Origin of the sequence: Polynucleobacter sp. Adler-ghost (genome assembly GCF_018688495.1) — a bacterium.
Lineage (GTDB): Bacteria > Pseudomonadota > Gammaproteobacteria > Burkholderiales > Burkholderiaceae > Polynucleobacter.
The window spans coordinates 945138-970953 of the sequence record NZ_CP061320.1 but is presented as its reverse complement, the minus strand read 5'-3'; the positions used below and the strand labels follow the sequence as shown (position 1 = coordinate 970953).

The following is a 25816-nucleotide window of genomic DNA, read 5'->3' as shown; positions in this document are numbered from 1 at the left end:
AAAAAATCCGATCAACTCATGACCGGGTTTTTTAATTCTTAGTTCGCTTTGAGTTTTCCGTCTTTGAGTCTTGGCTCTACAAAGTGGCCTTTGCGGGCACGATTACCTGCAAACGACTTCAAGGTTTTCGCATCAAGACTTAACTCCGTTGGCTTACCAGCACGTCCAGCACCGGAATAGGTGGCACCATCCGGTCCAACGGCGATTGCAGAAGCCAGCTTCTCTTTATCATCCAAGCCCATCAGAATGACGCCTTTGCCACCAGTAGGCAAACGCTTCAGTTCATCAAGCGGGAAGACCAATAACTTAGAGCTTTCAGATAAGCAGGCTACCTGCTTCATCCCCGCCGTGACCTTAGCAGCTCCGAGAGGTGCATCACCGCCTGGAAATTTACTATCAATACCAACAAACGATTTACCGGCCTTATTACGGGTAGACATGTCTGCCACGTTTGCAAGGAAGCCATTACCTGATCTAGTAGAAATCAGCACCAGATCATCTGGCTGACCAGCATAGTAGGCAACCATTTGTGATCCAGCAGCTAAATTTACAAAACTGGTTAATGGCGAGCCATCCCCACGAGCGCCAGGCAATTCACTCACTGGCACGGTATATACGCGACCATCACTACCAAAACCTTGCATCACATCGACTGTGCGGCACTCAAATGTGCCATATAAGGCATCGCCTGACTTAAAGGCAAACTGCGTTGCATCATGTTCATGACCTTGACGTACGCGCACCCAACCCTTTTGTGACACGATCACCGTAACTGGCTCATCCAAAACTTTGGTCTCAGCGATAGCGCGCTTATCTTCCTGAATGAGAGTTCGGCGATCGTCGCCAAAATCCTTCATATCAGATTCGATTTCTTTGATGATGCGTTTGCGTAGAACGGTATCGCTCTGCAATAAACCTTCAAGATCATCACGCTCAGACTTCAGTTCTTTCAACTCTTGCTCAATCTTGATGCCTTCAAGGCGGGCCAACTGACGCAAGCGAATATCTAAGATATCTTCTGCCTGACGGTCACTCAGCTTGAACTCTTTGATGAGATCAGCCTTAGGTTCATCGCTATTGCGAATGATCTTAATAACCTTATCAATATTCAGAAGAACAGTTAAGCGCCCTTCTAGAATATGCATTCGATCATTCACCTTGCCTAAACGGTGCTGAGTACGCCGTGTAACCGTACTAACTCTGAAAGAAATCCACTCAGAAATAATTTCTTTAAGGCCTTTTTGCCGTGGGCGACCATCTGTACCGATCATGACCAAGTTCATTGGCGCATTGGACTCTAGTGATGTGTGGGCCAGCAGTAGATTGGCAAACTCATTGACATCAATATTTTTGCTCTTAGGCTCAAAGACCAAACGCACAGCCGCATCTTTACTCGACTCATCACGAACGCCATCAAGGACATTCAGAATGGTGGACTTGAGATTGCTTTGCTCGGGAGTTAAAGTCTTTTTACCAACTTTCACCTTAGGATTGGTAATCTCTTCAATCTCTTGCAATACGCGCTGAGATGAGGTTGATGGCGGTAGTTCATTGACCACAATCTGCCACTGACCACGCGCCAATTCCTCAACAGACCAGCGTGCACGAACTTTTAAACTGCCGCGACCTGCCTCATAAATCTGGGCAATTTCTGCTGAGGAAGAAATAATTTGACCACCGCCAGGGTAATCTGGACCAGGCATGATTTCCAGCAACTCTGCAGTGCTCATTTTCGGCGACTTCATTAAAGCGATAGCTGCGCTAGCCACTTCACGTAAATTATGTGAAGGAATCTCCGTTGCCATGCCTACCGCAATACCCGATGCGCCGTTCAATAGAACAAAGGGTAAGCGAGCTGGTAATAACTTAGGCTCTTGGAAAGATCCATCGTAGTTGGGTGCAAAATCAACCGTACCCTCATCAATCTCACTAAGCAACAAACCAGCAATCTTAGTTAAGCGTGCTTCGGTGTAACGCATTGCCGCTGCGCCATCACCATCACGTGAGCCAAAGTTACCCTGACCATCAATCAATGGATAACGCAAGGAGAAGCTCTGGGCAAGACGCACTAATGCGTCATAGGCAGATTGATCACCATGTGGATGGAATTTACCCAGCACATCACCAACAACACGAGCGCTCTTTACAGGCTTAGCATCAGCACGCAAACCCATTTCGCTCATCGAGAACAGAATGCGGCGTTGAACTGGCTTTTGGCCATCGGATACATCCGGTAATGCACGACCTTTGACAACGCTAATCGCGTAATCCAAGTAAGCGCGTTCAGCATAAACAGCCAGCGTCAAACTATCTTTGTCATCCTCATTGAGCTCAATCTTTTTTGGATCGTGTGGATCATTCGGTCCGCCTGTTTTCACCGGCATGGGCTTATCCACTTCAACGATATTCATTTCAATTGGCTCACCTGCAAATAAGTCAGCTTGCTCTGCTGGCTTATTACCACCTGGAGTTTTTTTAATCGCCATTAGATGTCCGCCTCTACCTCGTTGCCGCGCTCTTCTAACCAATCACGACGCGCCCCGGATTCGGATTTACCCATCAACATATCCATTGTTTTAATTGTTTCATCTTCTGTCCATGCGCCCAAGGTCACCGGTAAGAGGCGGCGTGTATCAGGATTGAGAGTGGTGTCCCACAGTTGTTCAGCACTCATCTCACCCAAACCTTTAAAACGAGAAATTTGCCACGCAGACTCTTTGACACCATCTTTACGCAACTTGTCTTCAATTGCTTGCAGCTCGCTTGCATCTAAAGCGTAAATCTTTTGGGCTGGCTTTTTGCCACGAGCTGGCGCATCCACTCTAAATAAGGGTGGCCGAGAAATATGGATATGCCCCAATTCAATTAATTTAGGGAAATGTTTGAAGAACAAGGTGAGCAACAAAACCTGAATATGCGCTCCATCGACGTCCGCATCAGACAAGATGCATACCTTGCCATAACGCAAGTTCGATAAATCAGGCGAGTCATTAGCACCATGCGGATCAACGCCAATCGCTACAGCAATGTCATGCACTTCATTATTGGCAAACAAGCGATCACGCTCAGCTTCCCAGGTATTGAGGACCTTACCGCGCAAAGGCAGAATCGCTTGATACTCCTTATTACGACCCATCTTGGCTGAGCCACCTGCCGAATCACCCTCAACCAAGAAAATTTCATTCAGACCAATATCTTGGCTCTCACAATCAGTCAACTTTCCGGGGAGAACTGCTACACCAGAAGATTTCTTCTTCTCTACTTTTTGGCCGGCACGGGTTCTGGCTTGGGCTTGCTTAATGACTAAGTCCGCTAGTTTGCGACCATAGTCCACGTGCTCATTGAGCCACAGCTCTAATGCAGATTTAGCATAACCAGAAACCAAACGCACTGCGTCTCTAGAGTTCAGGCGCTCTTTAATTTGCCCTTGGAATTGGGGATCCAATACCTTGGCAGACAAAATGAATGAAGCGCGCGCAAACACATCCTCAGGCATTAACTTGACACCTTTTGGTTGTAAAGCATGCATCTCGATGAAGCCTTTCACGGCATTAAAGAGACCTTCACGTAAACCACTTTCATGCGTTCCACCTGCAGGAGTTGGAATCAAGTTCACATAACTCTCTCGCACAGGTGCACCATCTTCAGTCCAGGTAACAACCCAGGCTGCGCCCTCGCCTTCAGCAAAGGAATCATCATCGCCGTTACCAGTTGCGTATTGCTCACCTTCAAACGGAGGAATCACTTCTGCACCGTGACCTGCTTGAGCCATCGCTTCATTTAAGTAGCCGCGCAAGCCTTGGGCATATTGCCAAGTTTGGCTCTCGCCAGACTTTTCTTGAATCAAGGTCACTTTTACGCCTGGCAATAAGACCGCCTTAGAGCGCAACAAACGAATAAGCTCAGGCATAGGAATCGCTGCACTGTCAAAGTACTTGCTATCAGGCCATGCGCGCACACGTGTACCGTGCGATTTATCTTCTTTTCCAGCGGCGCTGGTTTTGAGCTTTTCAATCACTTTGCCATCCGCAAAGGTCAGTGTCGAAACTTTACCCTCACGCCATACAGTGACCTCTAGTCGCTTGGATAAGGCATTAGTAACGGAGACACCAACACCGTGCAAACCACCAGAGAAGGCATACGCACCACCGGTACCTTTTTCAAATTTACCGCCAGCATGAAGTTGGGTGAAGACGATTTCTACTACCGGTAGTCTCTCAGTCGGATGAATGCCCACTGGAATACCGCGACCATCATCCTCCACGCTCACACTGCTATCAGTATGCAAAGTGACAATAATATGTTTACCAAACCCACCTAATGCCTCGTCGGAAGCGTTATCAAGCACCTCTTGAATGATGTGCAAGGGGTTATCAGTACGGGTGTACATTCCCGGCCGCTGACGGACGGGTTCGAGCCCTTTTAGGACTTGAATCGATGATTCGCTGTATTCGGATGTTTTACGGGTAGCCATGCGCGCAAATTGTAGTCATGTCTGAACGAAAACCTGAATTTTCCTGAATTACCCTTTTTTTCATGCCAAAATCGCAGGATGGGAGCCTTAAGTCATATTCGCGTTTTAGACCTCAGCCGTGTTCTTGCCGGCCCGTGGTGCACACAAAACCTCGCCGACCTCGGCGCAGACGTCATCAAGGTTGAAAAGCCAGGTGAAGGCGACGATACGCGTCACTGGGGCCCTCCTTTTGCTAGAGATCAAAGTGGTAAAGATACGGCTGAAACTGCGTATTTCATATCAATTAACCGCAATAAACGCTCTATTACGGTGGATATTAGCAAGCCAGAGGGCCAAGATATCATTCGCCAGCTAGCAAAAGAGTCCGATGTTGTCATTGAAAACTACAAAGTTGGGCAACTGGCGAAGTACGGGCTTGATTACGAGAGTTTGAGAAAAGTGAAGTCTGATCTCATTTATTGCTCTATTACTGGATTCGGCCAATTTGGACCCTACTCAAAACGTCCTGGATATGATTTTATTGTCCAAGGAATGGGGGGCTTTATGAGCGTTACCGGTGAAGCAGACGGCTTTCCGGGGGCTAGCCCACAAAAAGCTGGGGTTGCGATCGCCGATATTTTTACAGGGATGTACGCTACCACCTCTATCTTGGCTGCCATTGCCCATAAAAACCATACTGGCGAAGGTCAATATATTGACTTGGCCCTGTTGGATACACAAATAGCAGTCATGGCAAATGTGGCTAGCGCCTATTTATGTTCTGATGAAGTCCCCAAGCGCTGGGGTAATGCATCCCCAACGATAGTGCCGTATCAAACGCTTCCAACATCAGATGGTTGGATGATTGTTGCTGCTGGGAATAATGGTCAATTTAGGCATTTCGTCACAGCGGGTGGTGAAGCCCATTTAGCCGACAATCCTCTGTACTCAGAGAATCCAATGCGAGTAAAGCACCGTGAACAGCTAGTACCGCTGCTTGAGGAGATGACGAGAAAGAAGACTAAGGCAGAATGGATCGCCTTACTTGAGAAAGCAAATGTACCCTGTGGGCCAATTAATAATTTTCAAGAGGTCTTTGAAAATGAACAGGTTAAAGCCCGTGATATTCAAATCAATGTGCCCCACCCCACAGCTGGCAAGATGAAGTTAGTGGCAAGTCCTATGCGACTCTCTAAAACTCCAGTAGAAGTAAGGATGGCACCCCCTACACTAGGACAACACACTGATGAGATCCTACGCGAGAGACTGGGTCTTAGCGCGCAGGATATCCTTGTACTAAGAGAAAATGGTTCGATCTAATCGAGCTTGCCAATTTTTCTGACTACTTCATTCATCTTGGCAATGTCCTTATCCCAAAAGACTTGGAATTCAGGTTCGTCAAGATAGTCAATTGGACTGCCTGCATTGCCAATAGTTGAGCGAATGGAGTTGTCATTGACGGCAACTCTCAATGCATCGCGATATTTTTTGACAATCGGCTCAGGCGTACTCTTAGGCACAAAGATTCCCGTCCATTGATTGTATTCAACTGGTATTCCAAGTTCTTTGAGAGATGGAACATCTGGAAGCGCAGCCATCTTGCCTGATCCAGTGTGTGCTAAAGCCCTCAATTTTCCGGCTTTAATATTTTGCACTACCGTTGATGGCCCGCTTGCGACAATATCAACCTCTCCACTGAGCACAGCCAACACAGCAGGACCAGCACCGCCATAGGGAATATGAACAACGAAAATATTCTGATTCGTCTTCAGCATCTCCATTGGTAACTGCATAGTTCCATAGTTACCAGAAGAGCTGAAATTGTATTTACCAGGATACTTTTTAGCATCAGCAACGAACTCTGCCATTGTTTTCCATGGCGCATCACTCTTCACAACAATCACTAGTGGATCCGAAGTAATACGGCCAATGGGTCTGAGCTGATTCGTTGAGTACGAAGCGGTTTTGCCAGCAATCTTATCTGTCTCTGGAATCGTTGAAACAGAAGACATGGCAAATAAAACGTTATAGCCATCCGGTTTTGCTTTAGCTACATAGGCATTACCAATCCCACCACCTGCACCAGGTTTGTTTTCCATGATGATGGGCTTTTCAAGATTTTTAGCCATGCCATCAGCAATGGGTCTGCCAACAACAGTAGCAACCCCGCCTGGCGGAAACGGAATGATCATTGAAATCGGTCTGTTAGGCCATGACTCTTCAGCAGGCGCTGACTGACCAGACGCGCTCTGGCTAAACAGCGATACTGCAGCAAATAAACAGCCTAATAAGATTCCGATTTTTTGTTTTTTCTTGGAATGCATTATTTTGTCTCCTCCATCTATTTTTTTATAGGCCTACGCAGACATACTTCATCTCGAGGTATTCATCGATACCCCAAGAGCTGCCCTCTCTGCCTAGACCGGATTGCTTGACACCTCCAAATGGGCCGACCTCATTAGAAAAGAGACCTGTGTTTACGCCCACCATGCCAAACTCTAGGGCCTCAGCAACCTTCCAGATCCGACCAATATCACGGCTGTAGAAATAAGAAGCTAATCCAAATTGACTGTTATTAGCCAGCTTGACAACCTCCTCATCAGACTCAAAAGTAATCACTGGGGCAACTGGTCCAAATGTTTCTTCAGTTACCACTAGCATGGCATTGTTTACATCAGCCAAAATAGTGGGCTCAAAGAAAGTACCGCCTCGCTCGGAAGACTTGCCACCGGTAACCAAGGTCGCCCCCTTAGAAAGGGCATCAGCAATATGCCTCTGGACTTTAGCCAGCGCCTGCTCATCAATCAATGGTCCTTGGGTAACACCAGGCTCTAAACCATGGCCTACTTTGAGCCCTTTAGTAGCAGCAGCAAATTTTTCTACAAATTCATTGTGAACTTTTTTATGGACATAAAAGCGATTGGCTGCAACGCAAGCTTGGCCAGCATTACGGTACTTAGCAAACATGGCGCCAGCAACAGCATTGTCAATATTAGCGTCTTCAAAAACAATAAATGGCGCATGACCACCGAGCTCAAGGGCAATCTTTTTCACTGTGGGAGCACACTGCATCATCAGCAGCTTGCCAACCTCAGTAGATCCAGTGAACGAGAGATGCTTAACGACCTGAGAATCACAAAGGGCCTTACCAATGGCGATGGAATTGTGCGCATCGGCAGTCAAAATATTGATCACCCCATCAGGGACGCCAGCTCGAGAGGCTAGTTCAGCCAATGCCAAAGCTGATAACGGTGTTTGCTCAGCAGGCTTGATCACAATGGAGCAACCCGCAGCCAATGCTGGAGATACTTTTCTAGTGATCATTGCACTTGGGAAATTCCAAGGAGTAATCGCTACACACACTCCGATTGGTTGCTTGAGAACCATCAGACGCTTATCTTCCCACGTTGAACTAGGAATGGCGCCGGTTACTCGTTTTGCTTCTTCAGCAAACCATTCAATAAACGAGGATCCGTAATGAATCTCGCCCTTAGCCTCAACCAAAGGCTTGCCCTGCTCCAAAGACATGATGATCCCAAGATCTTCGGTGTGCTCCGTAATCAATTCAAACCACTTGCGCAAAACTGCGGCACGTTCCTTGCCAGTTTTTGTTCGCCATAAGGTAAATGCATTTTCGGCTGATGCAACGGCATCTAGTGCATCAGCTACATCGAGGTTAGGAACCTGAGCAATTTCTTCGCCAGTTGCGGGATTGTTCACTGAAAATACTTTGCCTGATTTAGCTTTAAGCCATTTACCGCCGATAAATGCATCGCCCTTCAGGAGATTTTTATCTTTCAATAACGAACTAATGTGATTTACTGCTGACATAAATAAATACTCCAAAGAATCTTGTAAGTGGCAAAATTGCTAATTCATTTAAAAAGTGTTGTGGCCCCACGGATCAGTAAAAACCCTAGGAAAATACAACCCTCCTAATCCGCTGATGATTTGCTTACGAAGAAAATTTTTGCAATAAAAATGAATACTAAAATTATTCTCCGCAACAGACCAAATCAAACTGTAACAAAAGATAACTTTCAATGCATTGACGCTGATATAGAGCCATTGAAGAGCGGTCAAGTCCTAGTATTAAATCAATGGCTTTCGCTTGATCCCTATGTGCGCGGCAGAATGAGCGAGCGAAAGTCATATGCACCTTCTATGGAGCTTGGTGATGTTGTTATAGGTGAAGGCATTGGAATCGTCTTAGATTCTCAGTCTGATCAATTCAAAGCAGGAGATAAAGTCATTGGCATGCTGGGATGGCAGACCCATGCCATCATGAATTCCACTGCGATCAAACTCATCCCTCAAACACCTTTTTCTGAAACCTGGCTACTGGGAGCAGCGGGAATGCCCGGAATAACCGCCTGGATTGGAATGATGGATATTTGCAAGCCTCAGGCTGGCCAAACCCTATTCATTAGCTCTGCCGCAGGATCCGTGGGGAGTGTCGCAGGTCAACTTGCCAAACTACAGGGCGCCAATGTCGTGGGAGTTGTGGGCTCTGAGGAAAAATGCGCTTATGTGCAAGATGTTTTGAATTTTGATAGCTGCCTATCTTATAAGCACAGCAGTTGGCCTAGCAATTTAAATCAATCTGCTCCCAATGGCATCGACGGGATATTTGAGAATGTTGGGGGTACGCTATTTGATGAGCTCATTCCTCAAATGAACCCCTTCTCCCGCATTGCTATCTGCGGACTGATTGCCGAAGGCCTTGAAGAGCATTTCCACAGCATCAATCTGCGTACTTTACTGGCAAAACGTATGTTAATTCAAGGGTTTATCGTCTCTGATCATGTTTCTCGATGGCGGGAGATCCAAAAGCAACTGATAGACCTCATAGTCAAACAAAAGATCCAAGTGTATGAAAAAATCACTGAGGGCCTTCAAAATGCGCCCCAGACCTTCATTGATTTACTTGAAGGCAGGTGTTTGGGCAAACAGATAATCAAGCTATCCTAAGCGCTTGATTTATCAAGAAAGCATCTATGACAGTTCAAATTAGCCCATCGAATACCCTCACACTAAAGAATCTACTAATCTTTGGCGGGCTGATGGTGACTTTTTCCATGGGCATACGCCATGGATTTGGACTCTTTAACCTACCCATCACTTCCGCCAATGGTTGGGGACGCGAAACTTTTGCACTGACTATCGCCCTACAAAATTTGATTTGGGGTGCAGTTCAGCCAGTGACAGGAGCATTGGCGGATCGTTATGGCGCACTCAAAATTATGATTGCCGGGGGCGCACTTTATGCATTGGGTTTAGCCGGCATGGCAATCTCTACTGATGCTTTGAGTTTTGCATTTGCGGGTGGTTTACTCATCGGTCTTGCACAAACTGCAACTACCTATAGCGTGGTGTATGGCATCTTAGGTCGCAACGTTGCTCCTGAAAAAAGAGTGTGGGCTATGGGTATCACTGCAGCAGCTGGATCATTCGGACAATTTTTAATGATTCCAGTTGAGCAAGGTTTGCTGTCAAACTTTGGCGCCAATGATGCGCTACTCGTATTGGCACTCATGGCAAGTCTCATGATTCCGATTGCGTTGATGTTGCGCGAACCTAATGCTGCAAATATGCAGCAAGCAAGCAATCAAACTATTACAGAAGCCTTAAGAGAGGCGATGGGCAACCCTAGTTTTAGATTGCTCACTTTGGGTTATTTTGTTTGCGGTTTTCAGGTGGTATTTATTGCGGTTCACTTAGCACCTTATCTAAAAGATTTATCAAAAATATATCCCGATGTTGGAGCGCCTTTTGTAGCAACTACCGCCCTCGCATTGATTGGTCTATTTAATATTTTTGGAACCTATGCCGCCGGAATATTCGGGCAACGCTTGCCAAAGCGCTATCTCTTATCGGGTATCTATATTAGTCGGTCCGTGGCGATCATCGCCTTTGTTTATCTACCTCTAAGCCCAACTACTACCTATATCTTTGCCGCTATCATGGGCTTCTTGTGGCTATCTACTATCCCATTGACCAATGCAATCGTTGCGCAGATTTTTGGCGTGAAGTACCTGACCATGCTCTCTGGTTTAGTGTTCTTTTCCCATCAGCTTGGCAGCTTCTGCGGAGCTTATTTTGGCGGGTATCTATTTGATCGCACCGGCTCCTATCTGATCGTTTGGAATATTGCGATTGCCTTAGGTGTATTTGCATTCTTAATCAATCTGCCAGTGAAAGAGCAGGCAATTCATCGCCTTGCTGCTACATAATTTTTTTATGCGCTTTTCTATTTCACGCTTCCTTGTATATGCCCTATCAGTAGCGATACTAGGAATTATTTTCTCTGCATACTTTGCACCAGAGTTGATGGTCGCAATCACGAATCAAGTGTGGGCACTGTGTGGCTGGTAATCAGTGGATAATGAAGAGCGCATTAACATCTTTCTGATAAAACGTTTTACTTTTTTTCATTCTTGCCGTAGCACAATGGATAGTGCACATGCCTCCTAAGCGTGGGATACAGGTTCGATTCCTGTCGGCGGGACCACTTCTTAATCAGAACTTATCCACAGCTTGTGTGGATAAATACCCAAAAGTTTTCGTAAGTCGCAGATTTGTATAGAGTGACCTAGCTTGCTTAATTTATGAGCATCTACCTATAAAGAAAAATATGCGTAAAAAATTATTGACATCTCAAATTCATTTATAGATTTTTAGATGACTATTTTGGTATTTTTAATTTCTCTTACACTTAGGCCATGCAAAAGCTCAACACCAAGCTCACTACAAAGCTCACACCCAGCACCATCGCCGCCCTAGAAGAAATGCTTCAAAATACGGCAAGGCCTGCCCCACCAGACTACTTACCCATCCATTTTTTAGGTGGCTACACAGCCGGACAGGTCATTGGGCACTTAAACCCTGATTTCACAAGCTATTTACAAGAATCTTTGGGTGGGAAACCCATTCCTCATATCAAAATAGGTCACGATCGCCTAACTATTGACCATGCAAGGCCCTTAGAGTTATCCGAGAGTCTCTTGAACATGGCAGATCGGATGCGTGAAGGCGGGCTGATTCCCGGCTGGAGAAACGAGAATTTTGCCTGGATTGACCAAAATGGCCACGAATACTTCCGTTTAGAACGCTCTGCCTTTCGTGCTTTTGGCTTTCGCAGCATGGCAACCCACATTAATGGCTATACCAAAGCCGGTAATCTATGGCTTGGACGACGTAGCGAAACTAAATCTACCGATCCCGGCCGTCTCGACAATCTGGCCGCAGGTGGTATTGGGGCAGATGAAACCCCTTGGGTTAATGCTCGGAGAGAATTATGGGAAGAAGCGGGTGTGCCACCCCAGATTTCCGATCACATTGAGCCTGTGGGTCGCATACACATGCGCCGCCCCATACAAGGACGGGGATTTCATGATGAGCAACTCTATATTTATGACCTGGAGCTGGCGGAGAACTTTATACCCACCAATCATGATGGAGAAGTGAGTGGTTTTATTGAAATCTCCCTTTCAGAGGCTGCAGCCCGCATTTTGGCCGATGAATTCACTAGCGATGCCGCCTTTGTGACTGCAGATTTCATTTTGCGCAACACCAGAGTGGACTAAAGCCCCCAAATTGGGTTTCAGCGTTTGATTTTGATCACCCAGCTTTTAGGCATTTCGTGGTTAAATAAGAGCTAAGGATGAAACAGGGGTGCCCTCAAAAGATTTTAATTGCGAGGCGCTGAGAAAGACCCTAGAACCCGATCCAGGTAATGCTGGCGTGGGGAGTTTTCCATCAGACCGTCACCCGGTTTCGTCCATCTAAAAACAGTCAGGAGATGGACATGAGCGATACCAACACTAAATCAAAACAAGAAATTCCTAGCTTAAAAAGCTTAGAGCGTGACTTTGGCCAAAAATTTGCCTACCCCGCCTCTACCAAAACTTACCTAGAGGGTTCGCGTCCAGATATTAAAGCGCCGATTCGCATGATCGAGCAATTATCAACCCGCGTTGGTGAAGAGATGGTGCCCAATCCACCAGTGCCAGTTTATGACACATCAGGTCCCTATAGCGATCCCGAGATCGTGATCAATCTTGAAAAGGGTTTGCCTTTATTGCGTAAGAGCTGGATCGAAGAACGAGGCGACACAGTTCAATTATCTGGACCAAGTTCCGAGTACGGTGTTGCCCGCTCACAAGATGCGGCTACGCAGAATTTGCGTTTTGCCCATATCAATCCCCCACGCGTCGCTAAGGCGGGTCAGAATGTAAGTCAAATGTATTACGCTCGCAAAGGTATCGTGACTCCTGAAATGGAATACGTTGCTCTGCGTGAATCCATGGGTCTTGAGCAATTGCGTAAGAATCCAGAATACAAACAACTGCTTAAGCAACACCCAGGTAAGAGCTATGGCGCAAATCTACCTGACATCGTTACCGGTGAATTTGTGCGTTCTGAAATCGCTGCCGGTCGTGCGATTATTCCAGCCAATATTAATCACCCTGAACTAGAGCCAATGATTATCGGCCGCAATTTCCGCGTGAAGATTAACGGCAACTTGGGCAATTCTGCTGTGACTTCTTCTATTAATGAAGAAGTAGAAAAAATGGTTTGGTCAATCCGTTGGGGTGCAGACACCATCATGGATCTTTCTACAGGAAAGCATATTCATGAAACTCGTGAGTGGATTATTCGTAACTCACCAGTTCCAATTGGTACGGTACCAATCTACCAAGCACTCGACAAGACCGGCGGCATTGCAGAAGATCTCACCTGGGAAATGTTCCGCGACACCCTAGTAGAACAAGCTGAGCAAGGCGTTGACTATTTTACGATTCATGCTGGCGTGTTACTGCGCTATGTTCCTTTAACTGCTGACCGTATTACTGGCATCGTCTCTCGTGGCGGCTCCATCATGGCGAAATGGTGCTTGGCCCACCATAAAGAAAACTTTCTCTATACGAAGTTTGATGAGATTTGTGAAATCATGAAAGCCTATGACGTGTCATTTAGCTTGGGTGATGGCTTGCGCCCAGGTTGTATTGCTGACTCGAATGATGCTGCCCAGTTTGGTGAATTGCATACCCTTGGTGAGCTCACTGCCAAGGCCTGGAAGCATGATGTGCAAGTCATGATCGAAGGTCCTGGTCACGTGCCAATGCAGCGCATTGAAGAAAATATGACTGAAGAGTTGAAGCACTGTCTAGAGGCGCCCTTCTACACTCTCGGACCATTGATTACCGATATCGCTCCTGGTTACGATCACATCACCAGCGGTATTGGTGCGGCTCAAATTGGCTGGTACGGTACAGCGATGCTTTGCTATGTCACACCAAAAGAGCATTTAGGTTTGCCAGATAAAGAAGATGTGCGTACCGGCATCATCACTTACAAAATTGCAGCCCATGGCGCAGACTTAGCCAAAGGTTTACCGGGTGCTCAAGTGCGAGATAATGCCTTATCAAAAGCCCGCTTTGAGTTCCGTTGGGAAGACCAATTTAATCTTGGCTTAGACCCTGAGCGTGCTCGTGAGTACCACGATGCCACCCTGCCAGCAGAAGGCGCGAAGATAGCGCATTTTTGCTCAATGTGTGGACCGAAGTTCTGCTCGATGAAAATCACACAAGAAGTGCGCGACTACGCGGCCACATTAGATGCGGATGGCAATCCTAAGTCAAAAGTCATTCCAATTACTGCAGAAGCCTCTACTGATCCACAAAAAGGAATGGAAGAGATGTCCGCTGAGTTTCGTAAGCGCGGTAGTGAGATTTATCAATAAGTGAATCACGTCTTCTCAAACGGCAAATACGCCATCGTTGGCGCCGGCCTCATGGGTCGGCTGCTAGCGGTCGCACTTGCTAAGCGCGGTGCTCAGGTAGAGCTGTTTGAGAAAGGTGGTTCGGATGGTAACTTAGCGGCGGCTCGAATTGCGGCTGCTATGTTAGCTCCACTGGCAGAGTCTGCCATTACAGAAGATAACGTGGTGCGTATGGGTGTTTACAGCCTGCCACGCTGGAAGCAACTCATCAATGAATTAGCAAAGCCGGTTTATTTTCAACAGAATGGCACGCTCATCCTATGGCATCGACAAGATGCCAGTGATGCGGAGCGATTTGCCTCCCATCTAGGGAGAAATTGCGATCACAATCAGGCGCTTGCTAAACCGATTCATTTGGATAGTCAGTCTCTCGCAGAAATCGAGCCTAGTGTTGCTGAGCGATTTACCCAAGGGCTCTATCTACCCAATGAAGGCCAGCTCGATAACCGCCAACTGCTAGAAGCATTGTTAGTTGAGCTGACATTAATGAAGGTACCCTGTCATTGGAATCAAGCGGCCGACCCCGATCTACTTCGCGCTCAAAAGAATGGCTTTGATTGGGTCATCGATTGTCGTGGTCTTGGTGCCAAGGCTGCTTGGGGTAATGCCGGTAGATCCAAAGATTTACGAGGAGTGCGTGGTGAGGTGATTCGCCTACATGCGCCTGAAGTAAAGCTACGACGTCCTACTCGCCTCATCCATCCGCGCTACCCAATTTATATCGCTCCTAAAGAGGATGATGTCTACGTTGTTGGTGCAACAGAAATTGAATCTGAAGATGTCTCTCCCATGAGTGTGCGCTCCGCATTGGAATTACTCAGTGCGGTTTATACCGTTCATAGCGGCTTTGCTGAAGCACGTATTTTAGAAATGGCAACGCAATGCCGACCTACACTCAAAGATAATCTACCGGAGATAGCCCTTGATCGAAAACCAAATCAAGCCGGTCTGATGATGATCAATGGACTCTATCGACATGGCTTCATGATCTCACCAGCGATTTTGGATTGCGCATTAGAAGTGTTGGATTCGGGATCTAGTAAGACAGCTATCGACTTAGGCTTGCAGATGACAGCTTCAGCTGAACAGGAGCTCAGTACATGCGCATAATGGTGAATCAAGTTGCTAAAGAGGTTCCAGATCACAGTACGATTGATGATGTATTGCTACTCATCGACGCCAGGCCACCGTTTGCCGTTGCCGTCAATTATGAATTTGTTCCCAAGACCAAGCATGCAGAAGAAGTGTTGCGTGAAGGTGATGAAATGGAAGTCATAGCGCCTGTTACTGGCGGCTAATTTTGTAACGAACATATCAAGAAATATCTAAATAAAAGTAATTGATTAACATGACAGCCCCATTACCAAACACTTTAAATACAGCCGATCCATTGCTACTGTATGGCGAGTCTTTTGCTAGTCGCTTATTGCTAGGAACCTCACGTTACCCTTCTCCACAGGTATTGGAAAATGCTGTGAAGCAATCCAATCCTGGAATGATTACAGTAAGCCTGCGTAGGCAAGGCACTTCTACAACTGAAGCGCATTCTGGTTTTTGGGATCTCTTGAAGAAAATGGCTGTACCGGTTTTACCGAATACCGCAGGATGTCATAGCCCTAAAGAGGTCATTGCTACGGCGCAGATGGCACGCGAGGTTTTTGAAACTAGCTGGATCAAGTTAGAACTCATCGGCGATGACTACACCTTACAACCCGATACCCTTCGTTTAGTCTCTACAGCAGAAACTTTAATTAAAGATGGTTTTAAGGTATTGCCTTATTGCACTGAAGATCTCATCTTGTGCCAACGCTTAGTTGACGTAGGATGCCAAGCGGTGATGCCGTGGGCCGCTCCAATTGGTACTGGACAGGGCCCTTTAAATCCTTATGCATTGAAACTCTTACGTGACCGCTTAAAGGTTCCGCTTCTAGTGGATGCTGGACTAGGCCTTCCCTCGCATGCATGCACTGTGATGGAATGGGGTTTTGATGGCGTATTACTCAATACGGCCGTAGCACTAGCCGATGACCCGGTAGCGATGGCTAAAGCATTTGCAATGTCAGTCGATGCTGGCCGCACTGCCTACCTCTCTGGTGCCATGACAGCACAACAGTCTGCCCAAGCTAGCACCCCATTAGTTGGTACACCTTTTTGGCACCAAAGTTAAGAAGTTAATTAAATGAGCTTAGTGCGCGACCTTGCCGATCAAATTGTTGCAGCCCACGCTAAGGATGGGATGTGCTTGCCGATCCCAGCGTACAGTATGTCATCACCGCCACCAAAAATTGATAATGAGCATGCGGCAGATCACTATGAGCTAGCAGGCGCACTGGCATCGATTGAAATGGGCTTTATCGAATGTGATGCTAAGGTATTAGGCAAGGCTTGGTCACGTATGGCTCACCAAGATGGTGGATTTAACCCATTGAAATGGCCCTCTAGACCTGAGCATTTTGATTTACTCCCTTGGACTCGCAACATGAACCCCAATGCATTTGCCGAGTGTCCTCAGCGCTTGGGTTTATATGCTGTAATGCCCGATGCTGATTGGGTTAAGCGTGCTATTGAGGCTGATGTGCCAACAGTGCAACTACGACTTAAATCAGATGATCGCAGACTGATTCGTAAGCAGATCGCGCAATCTGTTGAGGCGGTCAAAGGCAGCAAGACTTTGCTCTTTATTAATGATTATTGGCAAGAGGCGATTGAAGCTGATGCCTACGGCGTGCATCTGGGGCAAGAGGATCTAGAAGTGGCAGACTTGGATGCAATTCGATCTGCGGGTCTACGCTTAGGCCTGAGTACCCACGGCTATGCTGAGATGGTTCATGCAGATCGTTTCTGCCCGAGTTATATCGCTATGGGCGCAGTCTTTGCAACCAATCTGAAAAAAATGGCTACTGCTCCCCAAGGTTTGGGCCGTTTGTATAAATATGCTCAATTGATGAGTCACTACCCTTTGGTGGCTATTGGCGGCATTGATGAAAGTAGTATTCATGCGGTAGCACAAAGTGGCGTTGGCTCAGTTGCAGTTGTCAGGGCAATTAATGGGTCGAGTGATCCCAAGGCGGCAGTCAAGAGACTGCAAGAGTTGATGAAAACCTAGCACTTAAAATCTTGCATACTGAATCTTTAATACTTACCCTCTTCTTCTGGCAATGCGGTTGGATAAAAATCATGCATGTGCCATAAAGGTCCTGGACCCTCACCAATACTTAAGAAGCGACCTTTTTCCAGCCCTGCCTCAACATAAGCAATTGCCTTAGCAACAGCATGAGAAAGATCGTGACCATCCGCTAAATAAGTCGCGATAGCAGATGACAGTGAGCAGCCAGTGCCATGGGTATTAGGCGTGTTAACCCGGTAGTGCTTGAATTCTTTTGATTGAACCACCTCAAGCCCATCTTCAATAGTTCGCCACATCAGAAAATCTGTCAGCTGAGTATGGCTGGCATCCAGATGCCCTCCTTTAATCAAGACTGCCTGAGGACCCATCTCAAGCAACTCTTCTGCCGCCAACTTGAAATCCTTCACTCCTTCGATCTCGCGACCCAAGAGCAAGCCAGCCTCTTCCAAATTGGGAGTGATTAAGCTAGCCATCGGAAATAACTCTTTAATCATAGCTTGAGCGGTATCGTCTCCACCAAGACTGGCGCCTGAAGTAGCTCTCAGAACAGGATCTAGGACTATTCTTTTGGCGCCATGACGCTTGAGAGCAGATGCCACAGTGCGAACGATTTCTGGACTAGCCAACATACCAATCTTGACGATGTCTACCCCAATATCCATAAATACCGCATCAATCTGAGCCTCAACCACATCAAGATCAATATCCTGAATACGGCTTACCCCCAAGGTGTTCTGGGCTGTGATGGCAGTGATCACCGTCACCCCATATCCACCAAGGGCTGTGATGACTTTGAGGTCAGCCTGTATGCCAGCGCCACCGCCACTATCGGACCCAGCGATGGTCAATACTTTAGGGATCTGCACAGAACTTGGGGTAGATGATTTCATCTTGCTATAATAACGGCTTATTCCTCGATAGCTCAGCGGTAGAGCAGCAGACTGTTAATCTGTTGGTCCGTGGTTCGATCCCACGTCGAGGAGCCAAATACAAGAAAACCACCTTTTAGGTGGTTTTTTCTTTGGTGGTCAAGATGAATCGATTGACTCTAGACCAATCCCTTCTTTTTTAGATTAGCAATTCGGTTATTTAATGTTTTGATGGTGAGAAGATTGAATTTATCCCCCTCAGACCAATTGCCGCCTTTCCACTCAATACCCTCTGATGTGATGTTGGCAAATGGCTCTTTACCCTCTTTTACGTAGCCTTCCAAAATAGCAATGAGTGCTGGGCGATCATCCGATCCTCCAGCATCTTTAATGGCATCCAAGATGGGCTTAGTAATCGTATCGCCATAGCTGACTTTAGAGTCTGGATGTTTTGGTGCTGCTGGCTCATCAAAGATGTATTCATGTGGCCACTCAAATACATTTCTAGCTGAATTTTTTACTGACTCTGGGCTGACTGCGCCGCCCTCGGGATTTTTTGGGTCCGTCGGGAGGTTTAATCCCACAATCCAAGCTTCGAATTCTGCAATACGGGCATAGCGCTTTTCTTCACTATCGCGCTTTTGCTCTTCCTGAGAAAGTAGCAAAGTGACCCAAGCCCAGGCGATATCTTTAGGTATAGCAAACTCTTGCGCCAAAATGCCGCTCGCTTTTTTCAGGATTGGCTTGGATGTGAGTTTGGTCATTGTGTTCTTTCTGTATTCTTGAGTGGGTGCCTTCAACGTAGGATGGAAAGGCTCGCCACAGACCCCGTAGGATACTCTTCATTGGCGTAGATTGAACCCAAATGAGGACTTTTAATCTCCCAGATCCCAATTGCCACTTGCTCTGTTATGCTTTTAGCACTGAATTAAAAATCATCATTAGAGTGAATTTAGTAAACGGGAGATAGACATGATTCAAAGCAAGCTTTTAAACGTATTTATTCGTATACCCCTATTCTTTGCAGCAGTGATCGCCATATTGCTTGGCACTAGTCACATATCCCTCGCTCAATCAGACTATCCAAATAAACCAATACGTTTTATTGTCCCCTTTCCTCCTGGCGGGGCAACCGATAACATTGCCAGACCACTCCAAAGCGAGCTATTAAATACCCCGAAGTGGAATGTTGTAATTGACAATAAGCCAGGTGCAGGTGGCAATATTGGCGCAGAAATAGTTTCTAAATCCGCTCCAGATGGCTATACCTGGCTCATGGCCTCCGTGGGCACGCACGGTATTAATCTTCCTCTCTACACCCAAGGTGGCGGAAAGTTACCATTTGATCCAGTTAAGGATTTCACTCCCATTACTTTGGTAGCGGAGTTGCCTAATGTCTTAGTGCTGAATCCTGAATTTGCCGCTAAAAACAAAATCAGTAGCGTGAATGATTTAATTGCATACGCCAGAGCTAACCCAGGTAAAGTCAATATGGCTTCAAGTGGTAATGGCACTTCGATTCATATGGCGGGAGAATTATTTAAATCCATGACAAAAACGTATATGGTGCACTTACCTTATAAGGGCAGTCCTCCAGCAGTCACTGATTTAATGGCAGGAAATGTAGACATCATGTTCGACAATCTCCCTTCTTCAATTAACTTTATTCGTGCTGGTCGTTTAAAGGCATTGGCAGTTACTAGTGCCAAACGCTCACCTGCATTTCCAGATCTACCAACCATAGCTGAGGCAGCAAACTTACCTGGCTATGAGGCAACTTCTTGGTTCGGTGTTGTCGGCCCCGCGAATATGCCGGCAGATATTCTCAATAAAGATAGCGCCGTACTGATGGCTGCTATCAATAGCGCTGCTGTGAGAGAAAAATATTTAGCAATGGGTGCACAGCCAGTTGGAAATACACCTGCTCAATTCTCAACTTTCATTAAAAATGAAATTGCGAAGTGGACAAAAGTTGTCAAAGATTCTGGTGCAAAGGTGGATTAAGTTTCCAGCTGACTTACTGAAAGAGGAGCATCGCCCCTCTTTTTTTATTGCCCTAATTGAGAAAGCAGTTTAGTTGGGGTAATCACTTCTGGATCCAAGACTAGTTCAATCAAAGCACCTTTTTTACTAGCCAGTGCCTTTGCAAATGCCGGTGCAAATTCCTCGGTCTTGCTGACTCTAAAACCAGGCATTCCAAAACTATCTGCAAACTTCACAAAATTAGGATTGGTTAAACCAGTCGCAATCACGCGAGACTTAAACTCTCTCTCTTGATGCATACGAATAGTGCCAAGCATGCTGTTATTCACCACTAAAACAATTGGGTAGGCATCGTAACGAGCAGCAGTAGCTAGCTCTTGGCAATTCATCATAAAGTCGCCATCACCACATACTGCAATCACCACTTTTTCTGGGCTAGTAATCTTTGCAGCAATTGCGGCAGGTAGACCATAGCCCATGGATCCATTGGCAGGTGCCAATTGGGTTTTATATGCCCCGTAGGGATAAAAACGATGGACCCAGGTTGCAAAATTCCCAGCACCATTAGTAATAATGGCATCACGCGGTATGAGATCTGGTAAAGAGTCCATGATGAACGCTAATTGCAAGTCACCCTTAACTGTTACAGGACTAGAGAAAGCGAGGTACTCATCATGGGCCAGCTTCATAGTGGTGCGGTCATGATGAGCATTCATCTGCACCATTTTTAATGCTGAACAGAAATTTTCTGGACTGCAATTGATAGCAAAGTCAGGTCGATATACACGGCCCAACTCTTCTGGACCCGACAGCACGTGAATTAATTTTACTTTTGCTTGAGGCACAGTCAATATGCTGTAGCCAGCGGTTGTCATCTCTCCAAGGCGCTCTCCGATGACTAACAAAACATCCGCCTCTTGAATACGCCTCACCAAGGCAGGATTAGCGCCAATACCCAGGTCACCTGCAAATGCAGGATCTAGATTGTCAATCACATCTTGAGAACGAAAGCTGGTGGCAACTGGTATGGCCTGCGCGTTTGCCCAAGAACGTAAAGCTTCGCATGCAGTATGGTTCCAATTGCCACCGCCAGCGATCACCATTGGATTTTTAGCAGAGGTAAAGGCAGCCATTGCTTGATTAAAACTCTGGAGATCTAAGCCTGGCTGAACGAGATGGGCAGCTTTGACAGGGTTTTCTTGACCAGTCATATACAGCACATCTTCTGGTAAAGCTAATACAACAGGGCCTTTTCGACCTGCCTGAGCCACATGGAAGGCATGGGAAACAAATTCATCAATCCGGTCGACGCGATCGATGCTACCAACCCATTTAGCGCATTCTGAGTACATGCGGCGATAGTCAATTTCCTGGAAGGCCTCACGCTCAACCATATCAGTGCCAACTTGTCCGACCAATAAAACCATTGGGCTTGAGTCTTGATAAGCCGTATGCATTCCAATCATGGCATTCGAGGCTCCAGGCCCACGAGTTACCATGAGGACGCCAGGGCGGCCTGTTAATTTTGCATAGGCCTCTGCCATATAAGCGGCGCCACCCTCTTGTCGACAGGTGATGAATCGAAAATCAGGGTGATCAACTAAGCCATTTAATAATGGCAGAAAACTCTCACCAGGAACGCCAAAGGCTATATCTACACCCTGCCTTGCCAATGCATTTGCGAGGATTTGGCCACCATTTAGCACTTTAATTGGGGTCTCCATGATGTTGATTGGCTTTCTAAAGATTTTGGATGTGTGTGACTAGTATCAGAAAGTTATCACACTTTATCAAGCAATGGAGCTGAAAGGATGACCCATCGAAGAGACTTATCAGCCTTAGAGACTGCCCTATACTGCCATCACTAACAACCAATAAACCAATTTAATTGGAGGCTTTGCAATGAGACTATTTAGTTATCGAGATTCAAGTGGCCAAGACGGTGTGGGGGCTCTTTTAGTGGGGAGCGCTAATAGCTTTATTAATCTATCTGCCACAGATCCATTGATACCCAATAACTTGCAAGCCATTATTGAATCTCAAGAAATCTTAAATCGTGCTGCAGCAGCGATCCAAAACTCCAAGGCAATTAAAGGAGAGATAGACACTATCACTTTTAGATCGCCCATTGAGAGACCCGGAAAAATTATCTGTATGGGTCTGAACTATGCTGACCATGCAAAAGAAGGTGGCAATGCAAGACCTGAATACCCCAGTTTTTTTATGCGTGGTCCCAGCTCATTAACAGCGCACTTAAGTCCCATCATTCGACCTCAGGTTTCCGATAAGTTAGATTACGAAGCAGAGCTCGCCTTTGTGGTTGGTAAAAAGGCGCGCCATCTGACATTAGAAAACGCTTTGGAATGTGTAGCGGGATACAGCATTTTTAATGATGGCAGTATTCGAGATTACCAACGTAAAACGACCCAATGGACTATTGGTAAAAACTTTGATCAAACTGGTGCTTTCGGGCCATGGTTAGTGACGCCAGATGAGCTTCCCCTTGGCTGCGATGGCTTGAAAATTCAGTCGCGCTTAAATGGTCAGGTTATGCAAAACGCCAATACCAAAGACTTTTTATGGAACGTGGCAGAGACCATTGTGCTGATAACAGAGTGCATGACGCTGGAGCCTGGCGATCTGGTCATTACCGGAACCCCGGCTGGCGTTGGCTATGCAAGGACACCCCCTGTTTTCATGAAACCAGGCGATATTTGTGAGATTGAAATTGAATCTATTGGAATACTGCGCAACTCTATAGCGGATGAGTAATCGAGCCAAAGCTCTCAGTAGACCTTAAAATAGCACCATGACCAAGATTCCAGAACTTCTCGCCCCTGCCGGCAGCCTCTCCATGCTGCGTACTGCCTTTGACTTTGGTGCTGACGCTATTTATGCTGGGCAGCCGCGTTATTCCCTGCGAGTACGCAATAACGACTTCGGAAAAATGGAGACGCTCAAAGAAGGTATTGATACTGCCCATGCTTTAGGTAAAAAGTTTTATCTCGTATCCAACCTCCTGCCTCATGGTGGTAAGACGCGCACCTATATTAAGGATATGGATCCTGTAGTTGCATTAAAGCCTGATGCGATGATCATGTCAGATCCTGGCCTCATCATGATGGCCAGAGAAGCTTGGCCAGATATGCCGATTCATTTATCTGTTCAAGCCAATACAGTGAATGGTGCCTCTGCAAAATTCTGGCGCTCTGTTGGTATCAGTCGAGTGATTCTGTCACGCGAGCTATCTTTTGATGAAATTGAAGAAGTGCGTCAAGACTGTCCAGAAATGGAATTAGAAGTATTTGTACATGGTGCTTTGTGTATTGCCTACTCTGGCCGCTGCCTACTATCTGGCTACATGTCTCATCGCGACTCCAATCAAGGTGCTTGTACTAATGCCTGTCGTTGGGATTACAAGGTCAAGCCCGGACAACAAAATACTAGTGGTGATGTAGTTCTTCTTCAGGAGGCACGTCGTCCAGATGATTTAATGCCCATGGAAGAAGATGAGCACGGCACTTACATCATGAACTCAAAAGATTTGCGTGCTATTGAGCATATTGAACGCTTGACCAAGATGGGCGTCGATTCATTCAAGATTGAGGGTCGCACCAAGTCGCCCTATTATGTTTCTCGTACCTGCCAATCCTATCGCACTGCGATTGATGATGCAGTAGCCGGTCGTCCAATGAATATGTCACTAATTGGTAATTTGGAAGGCCTTGCAAATCGTGGCTATACCGATGGCTTCTATGAGCGTCACCACGATAAAGAATATCAACTCTATATGCGTGGCCACTCCCTCTCGGGTAGAAGTTTGTATGTTGGCGAGACCTTAGAGATTGATGAGGCCTCAGGTCGCGTCAAGGTAGATGTCAAAAATCGTTTCTCGATTGGTGATAAGTTAGAAATCATTGAACCCGAGGGTAATCAAGATATGGTCTTGGATGCCATGTGGAATCTCAAAGACGAGCCAATTGATGTTGCCCCCGGCTCAGGTCACTTTGTGTGGATTCAATTACCACTCAAGAGTAAGCATGCATTTATTGCGCGCTACACCCAAGAACCAGCACCTGTTGAGGCTAACTCTTGCAGCAACTGCTAATTAAGCATCTTAGAAAGTATTTATGAGTGCAATCCCGCCTAATTTAGATTCTGCACATGGTTTCAAAGCTAAAGCTAAGGAAGAATTTGTCAAAGCGTTTCAGTTAACTATTTACTTTGGATCTTGGTTTTGTGCTCTTGCCTTTTTAGCAGCAACCTCCCTAGATGAGAGGCCTATCCCTTTATCTATCTTTGGCTTTGCTTTATTCAAAGCGGCAATCTGCGCCAAATTCATGTTGATCGCTCAGGCTGCATTCCCAATCAAAGTCAATGAAAAGCATGGAATCGTCAGCTCACTTCTCTTGGAGTCCCTAATCTACCTTCTGGTTGTTTTGGGCTTAAATTACTTAGAGGCCGGAGTTCATGGATTAATTCATGGAAAAGCGTTTTTGATCTCTATGACTGAATTTGGACAATCTAATCCTTTGCGCGTAGTGGCCATGTCGATTGTGTATTGGTTAATTGTGTGGCCTTATTTACTCCTAACGGGAATGACCATCATGCTTGGTAGCAACGCTACCCTAAAGATTTTGTTTGGCGACAAATCAAAACTCAACTAATCTAACTTGAGTGAAGTAACTCGGATGATTAATTTCGCCCACCTTACTCAAGGTCGAGTTTTTGCAATAGGCACTTGGCTATTCCTTACTTCAGGCGCTTTACTACCAACCCTATCTCATTCACAAGAAATCGAAGCGCGTACCTATTCCAATGCACCAGTTGGGATTAACTTTATTAGCGCTGGGGTTGCACAAGCAAAGGCCGGTAATTACACGCTGACTAGTGAAGTCATGGGTCTTACCCATATCTTTGATGCAGGGGGTCAATCTGGCAAGCTCACTCTAGTACTTCCTTATGGTCAACTGACTGGATCGAGTTCGATTGGCGGGCGCACAGTAAATGCCAGTACTGAGGGATTATCAGATCCACTGATCAAGGCAGCAATTAATCTCTATGGCGCACCAGCATTAACGCTAGATCAATTTAAGAGTTACCAGCAGGATCTGATTATTGGAGTCAGTCTTGCGGCATCAGTGCCATGGGGTAAGTATGACGACAACCAACTCATTAATGTGGGAGCAAATCGTTGGTTTATCCAGCCAGGCCTTGGAGTTTCTAAAGCGCTTGGTCCTTGGCGATTTGAGCTCGCTGGTGCTGGTATTTTCTACACCAGCAATACCAACTTCATGGGCGGTAACTCGCTATCTCAAAACCCAGTTTACTCGACTCAAACACACGCTATTTATTACTTTCAGAATACTGCTTGGATCTCTGTAGATGCCACCTACTTTACTGGCGGGCAATCCTACCTCAATGGCAACCCGATTAGTGGTAGCCAAGAGAATTGGCGCTTTGGCACAACGATGTCCTACCCAGTAAATAAACATAATTCGATTCGACTGTCAGCGAGCACAGGTGCGTACTCGAGAACCAATAATAGTTATGACTTATACGGGATTTCTTGGCAGTACCGCTTTGGCGGTGGCCTGTAA

At 46.3% G+C, this 25816-nt stretch carries 21 protein-coding genes, 2 tRNA genes and 1 riboswitch; of the genes, 16 read left to right on the top strand and 7 right to left on the bottom strand.

What is annotated here, in order from left to right; translation table 11 throughout:
• Positions 1-38 precede the first annotated feature (38 nt).
• On the bottom strand, positions 39-2384 hold the full coding sequence (gene parC, locus ICV89_RS05100) for a DNA topoisomerase IV subunit A (RefSeq protein ID WP_371817889.1): 2346 nt from the start codon (positions 2382-2384) through the stop codon (positions 39-41).
• A 101-nt stretch (positions 2385-2485) separates the two neighbouring features.
• Positions 2486-4474 (bottom strand): DNA topoisomerase IV subunit B, encoded by a 1989-nt coding sequence (locus tag ICV89_RS05095; RefSeq protein WP_215310189.1) that lies wholly within the window; start codon positions 4472-4474, stop codon positions 2486-2488.
• 78 nt (positions 4475-4552) lie between these two features.
• Here ICV89_RS05095 and ICV89_RS05090 point away from each other — a divergent pair, with 78 nt between their 5' ends.
• Complete coding sequence (locus ICV89_RS05090) at positions 4553-5773, top strand: CaiB/BaiF CoA-transferase family protein (RefSeq protein WP_215310188.1); 1221 nt, start codon at positions 4553-4555, stop codon at positions 5771-5773.
• Here ICV89_RS05090 and ICV89_RS05085 read toward each other — a convergent pair.
• Entirely contained in the window at positions 5770-6777 is a 1008-nt protein-coding gene (locus tag ICV89_RS05085; protein WP_215310187.1) for a tripartite tricarboxylate transporter substrate binding protein, read from the bottom strand. The two genes, ICV89_RS05090 and ICV89_RS05085, sit on opposite strands and share 4 nt — an antisense overlap.
• Before the next feature lie 25 nt (positions 6778-6802).
• Entirely contained in the window at positions 6803-8284 is a 1482-nt protein-coding gene (locus tag ICV89_RS05080) for an NAD-dependent succinate-semialdehyde dehydrogenase (RefSeq protein WP_215310186.1), read from the bottom strand.
• Between the two features lie 150 nt (positions 8285-8434).
• Between ICV89_RS05080 and ICV89_RS05075 the strand changes: the two genes are divergently transcribed.
• The 9 genes from ICV89_RS05075 to thiE all read left to right on the top strand — a co-directional run bounded on the left by ICV89_RS05075 (position 8435) and on the right by thiE (position 17343).
• Positions 8435-9424, top strand: a complete 990-nt coding sequence (locus ICV89_RS05075) for an NADP-dependent oxidoreductase (RefSeq protein ID WP_215310185.1) — start codon at positions 8435-8437, stop codon at positions 9422-9424.
• A gap of 26 nt (positions 9425-9450) precedes the next feature.
• Positions 9451-10686: an MFS transporter gene (locus tag ICV89_RS05070; RefSeq protein WP_215310184.1), complete on the top strand. Its 1236-nt coding sequence runs from the start codon at positions 9451-9453 to the stop codon at positions 10684-10686.
• A gap of 203 nt (positions 10687-10889) precedes the next feature.
• A tRNA-Arg gene (locus ICV89_RS05065) sits at positions 10890-10964 on the top strand.
• A 211-nt stretch (positions 10965-11175) separates the two neighbouring features.
• A complete protein-coding gene (locus ICV89_RS05060) occupies positions 11176-12039 on the top strand; it encodes an NUDIX hydrolase family protein (protein ID WP_215310183.1) in 864 nt (287 codons plus the stop codon).
• Between the two features lie 74 nt (positions 12040-12113).
• Positions 12114-12220: riboswitch (TPP riboswitch) on the top strand.
• Positions 12221-12260: 40 nt separating this feature from the next.
• Complete coding sequence (gene thiC, locus ICV89_RS05055; protein ID WP_251370920.1) at positions 12261-14198, top strand: phosphomethylpyrimidine synthase ThiC; 1938 nt, start codon at positions 12261-12263, stop codon at positions 14196-14198.
• Positions 14199-15347 (top strand): FAD-dependent oxidoreductase, encoded by a 1149-nt coding sequence (locus ICV89_RS05050; protein WP_256441782.1) that lies wholly within the window; start codon positions 14199-14201, stop codon positions 15345-15347.
• Positions 15338-15535: a sulfur carrier protein ThiS gene (gene thiS / locus ICV89_RS05045; protein ID WP_215310182.1), complete on the top strand. Its 198-nt coding sequence runs from the start codon at positions 15338-15340 to the stop codon at positions 15533-15535. Before ICV89_RS05050 ends, thiS begins: the two co-directional genes overlap by 10 nt.
• A gap of 50 nt (positions 15536-15585) precedes the next feature.
• A complete protein-coding gene (locus tag ICV89_RS05040) occupies positions 15586-16404 on the top strand; it encodes a thiazole synthase (protein WP_215310181.1) in 819 nt (272 codons plus the stop codon).
• A 12-nt stretch (positions 16405-16416) separates the two neighbouring features.
• Complete coding sequence (gene thiE, locus ICV89_RS05035) at positions 16417-17343, top strand: thiamine phosphate synthase (protein WP_215310180.1); 927 nt, start codon at positions 16417-16419, stop codon at positions 17341-17343.
• Between the two features lie 26 nt (positions 17344-17369).
• Here the strand turns inward: thiE and thiD are convergent, their stop codons facing one another.
• Positions 17370-18254, bottom strand: coding sequence for a bifunctional hydroxymethylpyrimidine kinase/phosphomethylpyrimidine kinase (gene thiD / locus ICV89_RS05030; RefSeq protein WP_215310179.1), 885 nt, complete (start codon positions 18252-18254; stop codon positions 17370-17372).
• 21 nt (positions 18255-18275) lie between these two features.
• Between thiD and ICV89_RS05025 the strand changes: the two genes are divergently transcribed.
• A tRNA-Asn gene (locus tag ICV89_RS05025) sits at positions 18276-18350 on the top strand.
• 62 nt (positions 18351-18412) lie between these two features.
• Here the strand turns inward: ICV89_RS05025 and ICV89_RS05020 are convergent.
• Positions 18413-18997 carry a hypothetical protein gene (locus tag ICV89_RS05020; protein WP_215310178.1) on the bottom strand — a complete coding sequence of 195 codons (585 nt, stop codon included), beginning with the start codon at positions 18995-18997 and terminating at the stop codon, positions 18413-18415.
• A gap of 208 nt (positions 18998-19205) precedes the next feature.
• Between ICV89_RS05020 and ICV89_RS05015 the strand changes: the two genes are divergently transcribed.
• Entirely contained in the window at positions 19206-20237 is a 1032-nt protein-coding gene (locus tag ICV89_RS05015) for a tripartite tricarboxylate transporter substrate binding protein (RefSeq protein WP_215310177.1), read from the top strand.
• Between the two features lie 44 nt (positions 20238-20281).
• On the opposite strand, the gene ICV89_RS05010 is transcribed toward ICV89_RS05015, so the two are convergent.
• Complete coding sequence (locus tag ICV89_RS05010; protein ID WP_215310176.1) at positions 20282-21940, bottom strand: thiamine pyrophosphate-binding protein; 1659 nt, start codon at positions 21938-21940, stop codon at positions 20282-20284.
• A 178-nt stretch (positions 21941-22118) separates the two neighbouring features.
• On the opposite strand from ICV89_RS05010, the gene ICV89_RS05005 reads away from it, so the two are divergent.
• The 4 genes from ICV89_RS05005 to ICV89_RS04990 are packed head-to-tail and all read left to right on the top strand — an operon-like array spanning position 22119 to position 25816.
• Positions 22119-22988 carry a fumarylacetoacetate hydrolase family protein gene (locus ICV89_RS05005; RefSeq protein WP_215310175.1) on the top strand — a complete coding sequence of 290 codons (870 nt, stop codon included), beginning with the start codon at positions 22119-22121 and terminating at the stop codon, positions 22986-22988.
• Positions 22989-23025: 37 nt separating this feature from the next.
• Positions 23026-24324 carry a U32 family peptidase gene (locus tag ICV89_RS05000; RefSeq protein ID WP_215310174.1) on the top strand — a complete coding sequence of 433 codons (1299 nt, stop codon included), beginning with the start codon at positions 23026-23028 and terminating at the stop codon, positions 24322-24324.
• Between the two features lie 22 nt (positions 24325-24346).
• Positions 24347-24883: a hypothetical protein gene (locus tag ICV89_RS04995; protein WP_215310173.1), complete on the top strand. Its 537-nt coding sequence runs from the start codon at positions 24347-24349 to the stop codon at positions 24881-24883.
• Between the two features lie 24 nt (positions 24884-24907).
• The gene (locus ICV89_RS04990; RefSeq protein ID WP_215310172.1) at positions 24908-25816 is read left to right on the top strand and encodes a transporter; all 909 of its coding nucleotides are present in this window, start codon (positions 24908-24910) and stop codon (positions 25814-25816) included.

Coding starts and splice junctions, on each gene's coding strand:
- parC (WP_371817889.1), bottom strand. CDS start 2,384: ATGCCGGTGAAAACAGGCGGACCGAATGATCCACACGATCCAAAAAAG.
- ICV89_RS05095 (WP_215310189.1), bottom strand. CDS start 4,474: ATGGCTACCCGTAAAACATCCGAATACAGCGAATCATCGATTCAAGTC.
- ICV89_RS05090 (WP_215310188.1), top strand. CDS start 4,553: ATGGGAGCCTTAAGTCATATTCGCGTTTTAGACCTCAGCCGTGTTCTT.
- ICV89_RS05085 (WP_215310187.1), bottom strand. CDS start 6,777: ATGCATTCCAAGAAAAAACAAAAAATCGGAATCTTATTAGGCTGTTTA.
- ICV89_RS05080 (WP_215310186.1), bottom strand. CDS start 8,284: ATGTCAGCAGTAAATCACATTAGTTCGTTATTGAAAGATAAAAATCTC.
- ICV89_RS05075 (WP_215310185.1), top strand. CDS start 8,435: ATGAATACTAAAATTATTCTCCGCAACAGACCAAATCAAACTGTAACA.
- ICV89_RS05070 (WP_215310184.1), top strand. CDS start 9,451: ATGACAGTTCAAATTAGCCCATCGAATACCCTCACACTAAAGAATCTA.
- ICV89_RS05060 (WP_215310183.1), top strand. CDS start 11,176: ATGCAAAAGCTCAACACCAAGCTCACTACAAAGCTCACACCCAGCACC.
- thiC (WP_251370920.1), top strand. CDS start 12,261: ATGAGCGATACCAACACTAAATCAAAACAAGAAATTCCTAGCTTAAAA.
- thiS (WP_215310182.1), top strand. CDS start 15,338: ATGCGCATAATGGTGAATCAAGTTGCTAAAGAGGTTCCAGATCACAGT.
- ICV89_RS05040 (WP_215310181.1), top strand. CDS start 15,586: ATGACAGCCCCATTACCAAACACTTTAAATACAGCCGATCCATTGCTA.
- thiE (WP_215310180.1), top strand. CDS start 16,417: ATGAGCTTAGTGCGCGACCTTGCCGATCAAATTGTTGCAGCCCACGCT.
- thiD (WP_215310179.1), bottom strand. CDS start 18,254: ATGAAATCATCTACCCCAAGTTCTGTGCAGATCCCTAAAGTATTGACC.
- ICV89_RS05020 (WP_215310178.1), bottom strand. CDS start 18,997: ATGACCAAACTCACATCCAAGCCAATCCTGAAAAAAGCGAGCGGCATT.
- ICV89_RS05015 (WP_215310177.1), top strand. CDS start 19,206: ATGATTCAAAGCAAGCTTTTAAACGTATTTATTCGTATACCCCTATTC.
- ICV89_RS05010 (WP_215310176.1), bottom strand. CDS start 21,940: ATGGAGACCCCAATTAAAGTGCTAAATGGTGGCCAAATCCTCGCAAAT.
- ICV89_RS05005 (WP_215310175.1), top strand. CDS start 22,119: ATGAGACTATTTAGTTATCGAGATTCAAGTGGCCAAGACGGTGTGGGG.
- ICV89_RS05000 (WP_215310174.1), top strand. CDS start 23,026: ATGACCAAGATTCCAGAACTTCTCGCCCCTGCCGGCAGCCTCTCCATG.
- ICV89_RS04995 (WP_215310173.1), top strand. CDS start 24,347: ATGAGTGCAATCCCGCCTAATTTAGATTCTGCACATGGTTTCAAAGCT.
- ICV89_RS04990 (WP_215310172.1), top strand. CDS start 24,908: ATGATTAATTTCGCCCACCTTACTCAAGGTCGAGTTTTTGCAATAGGC.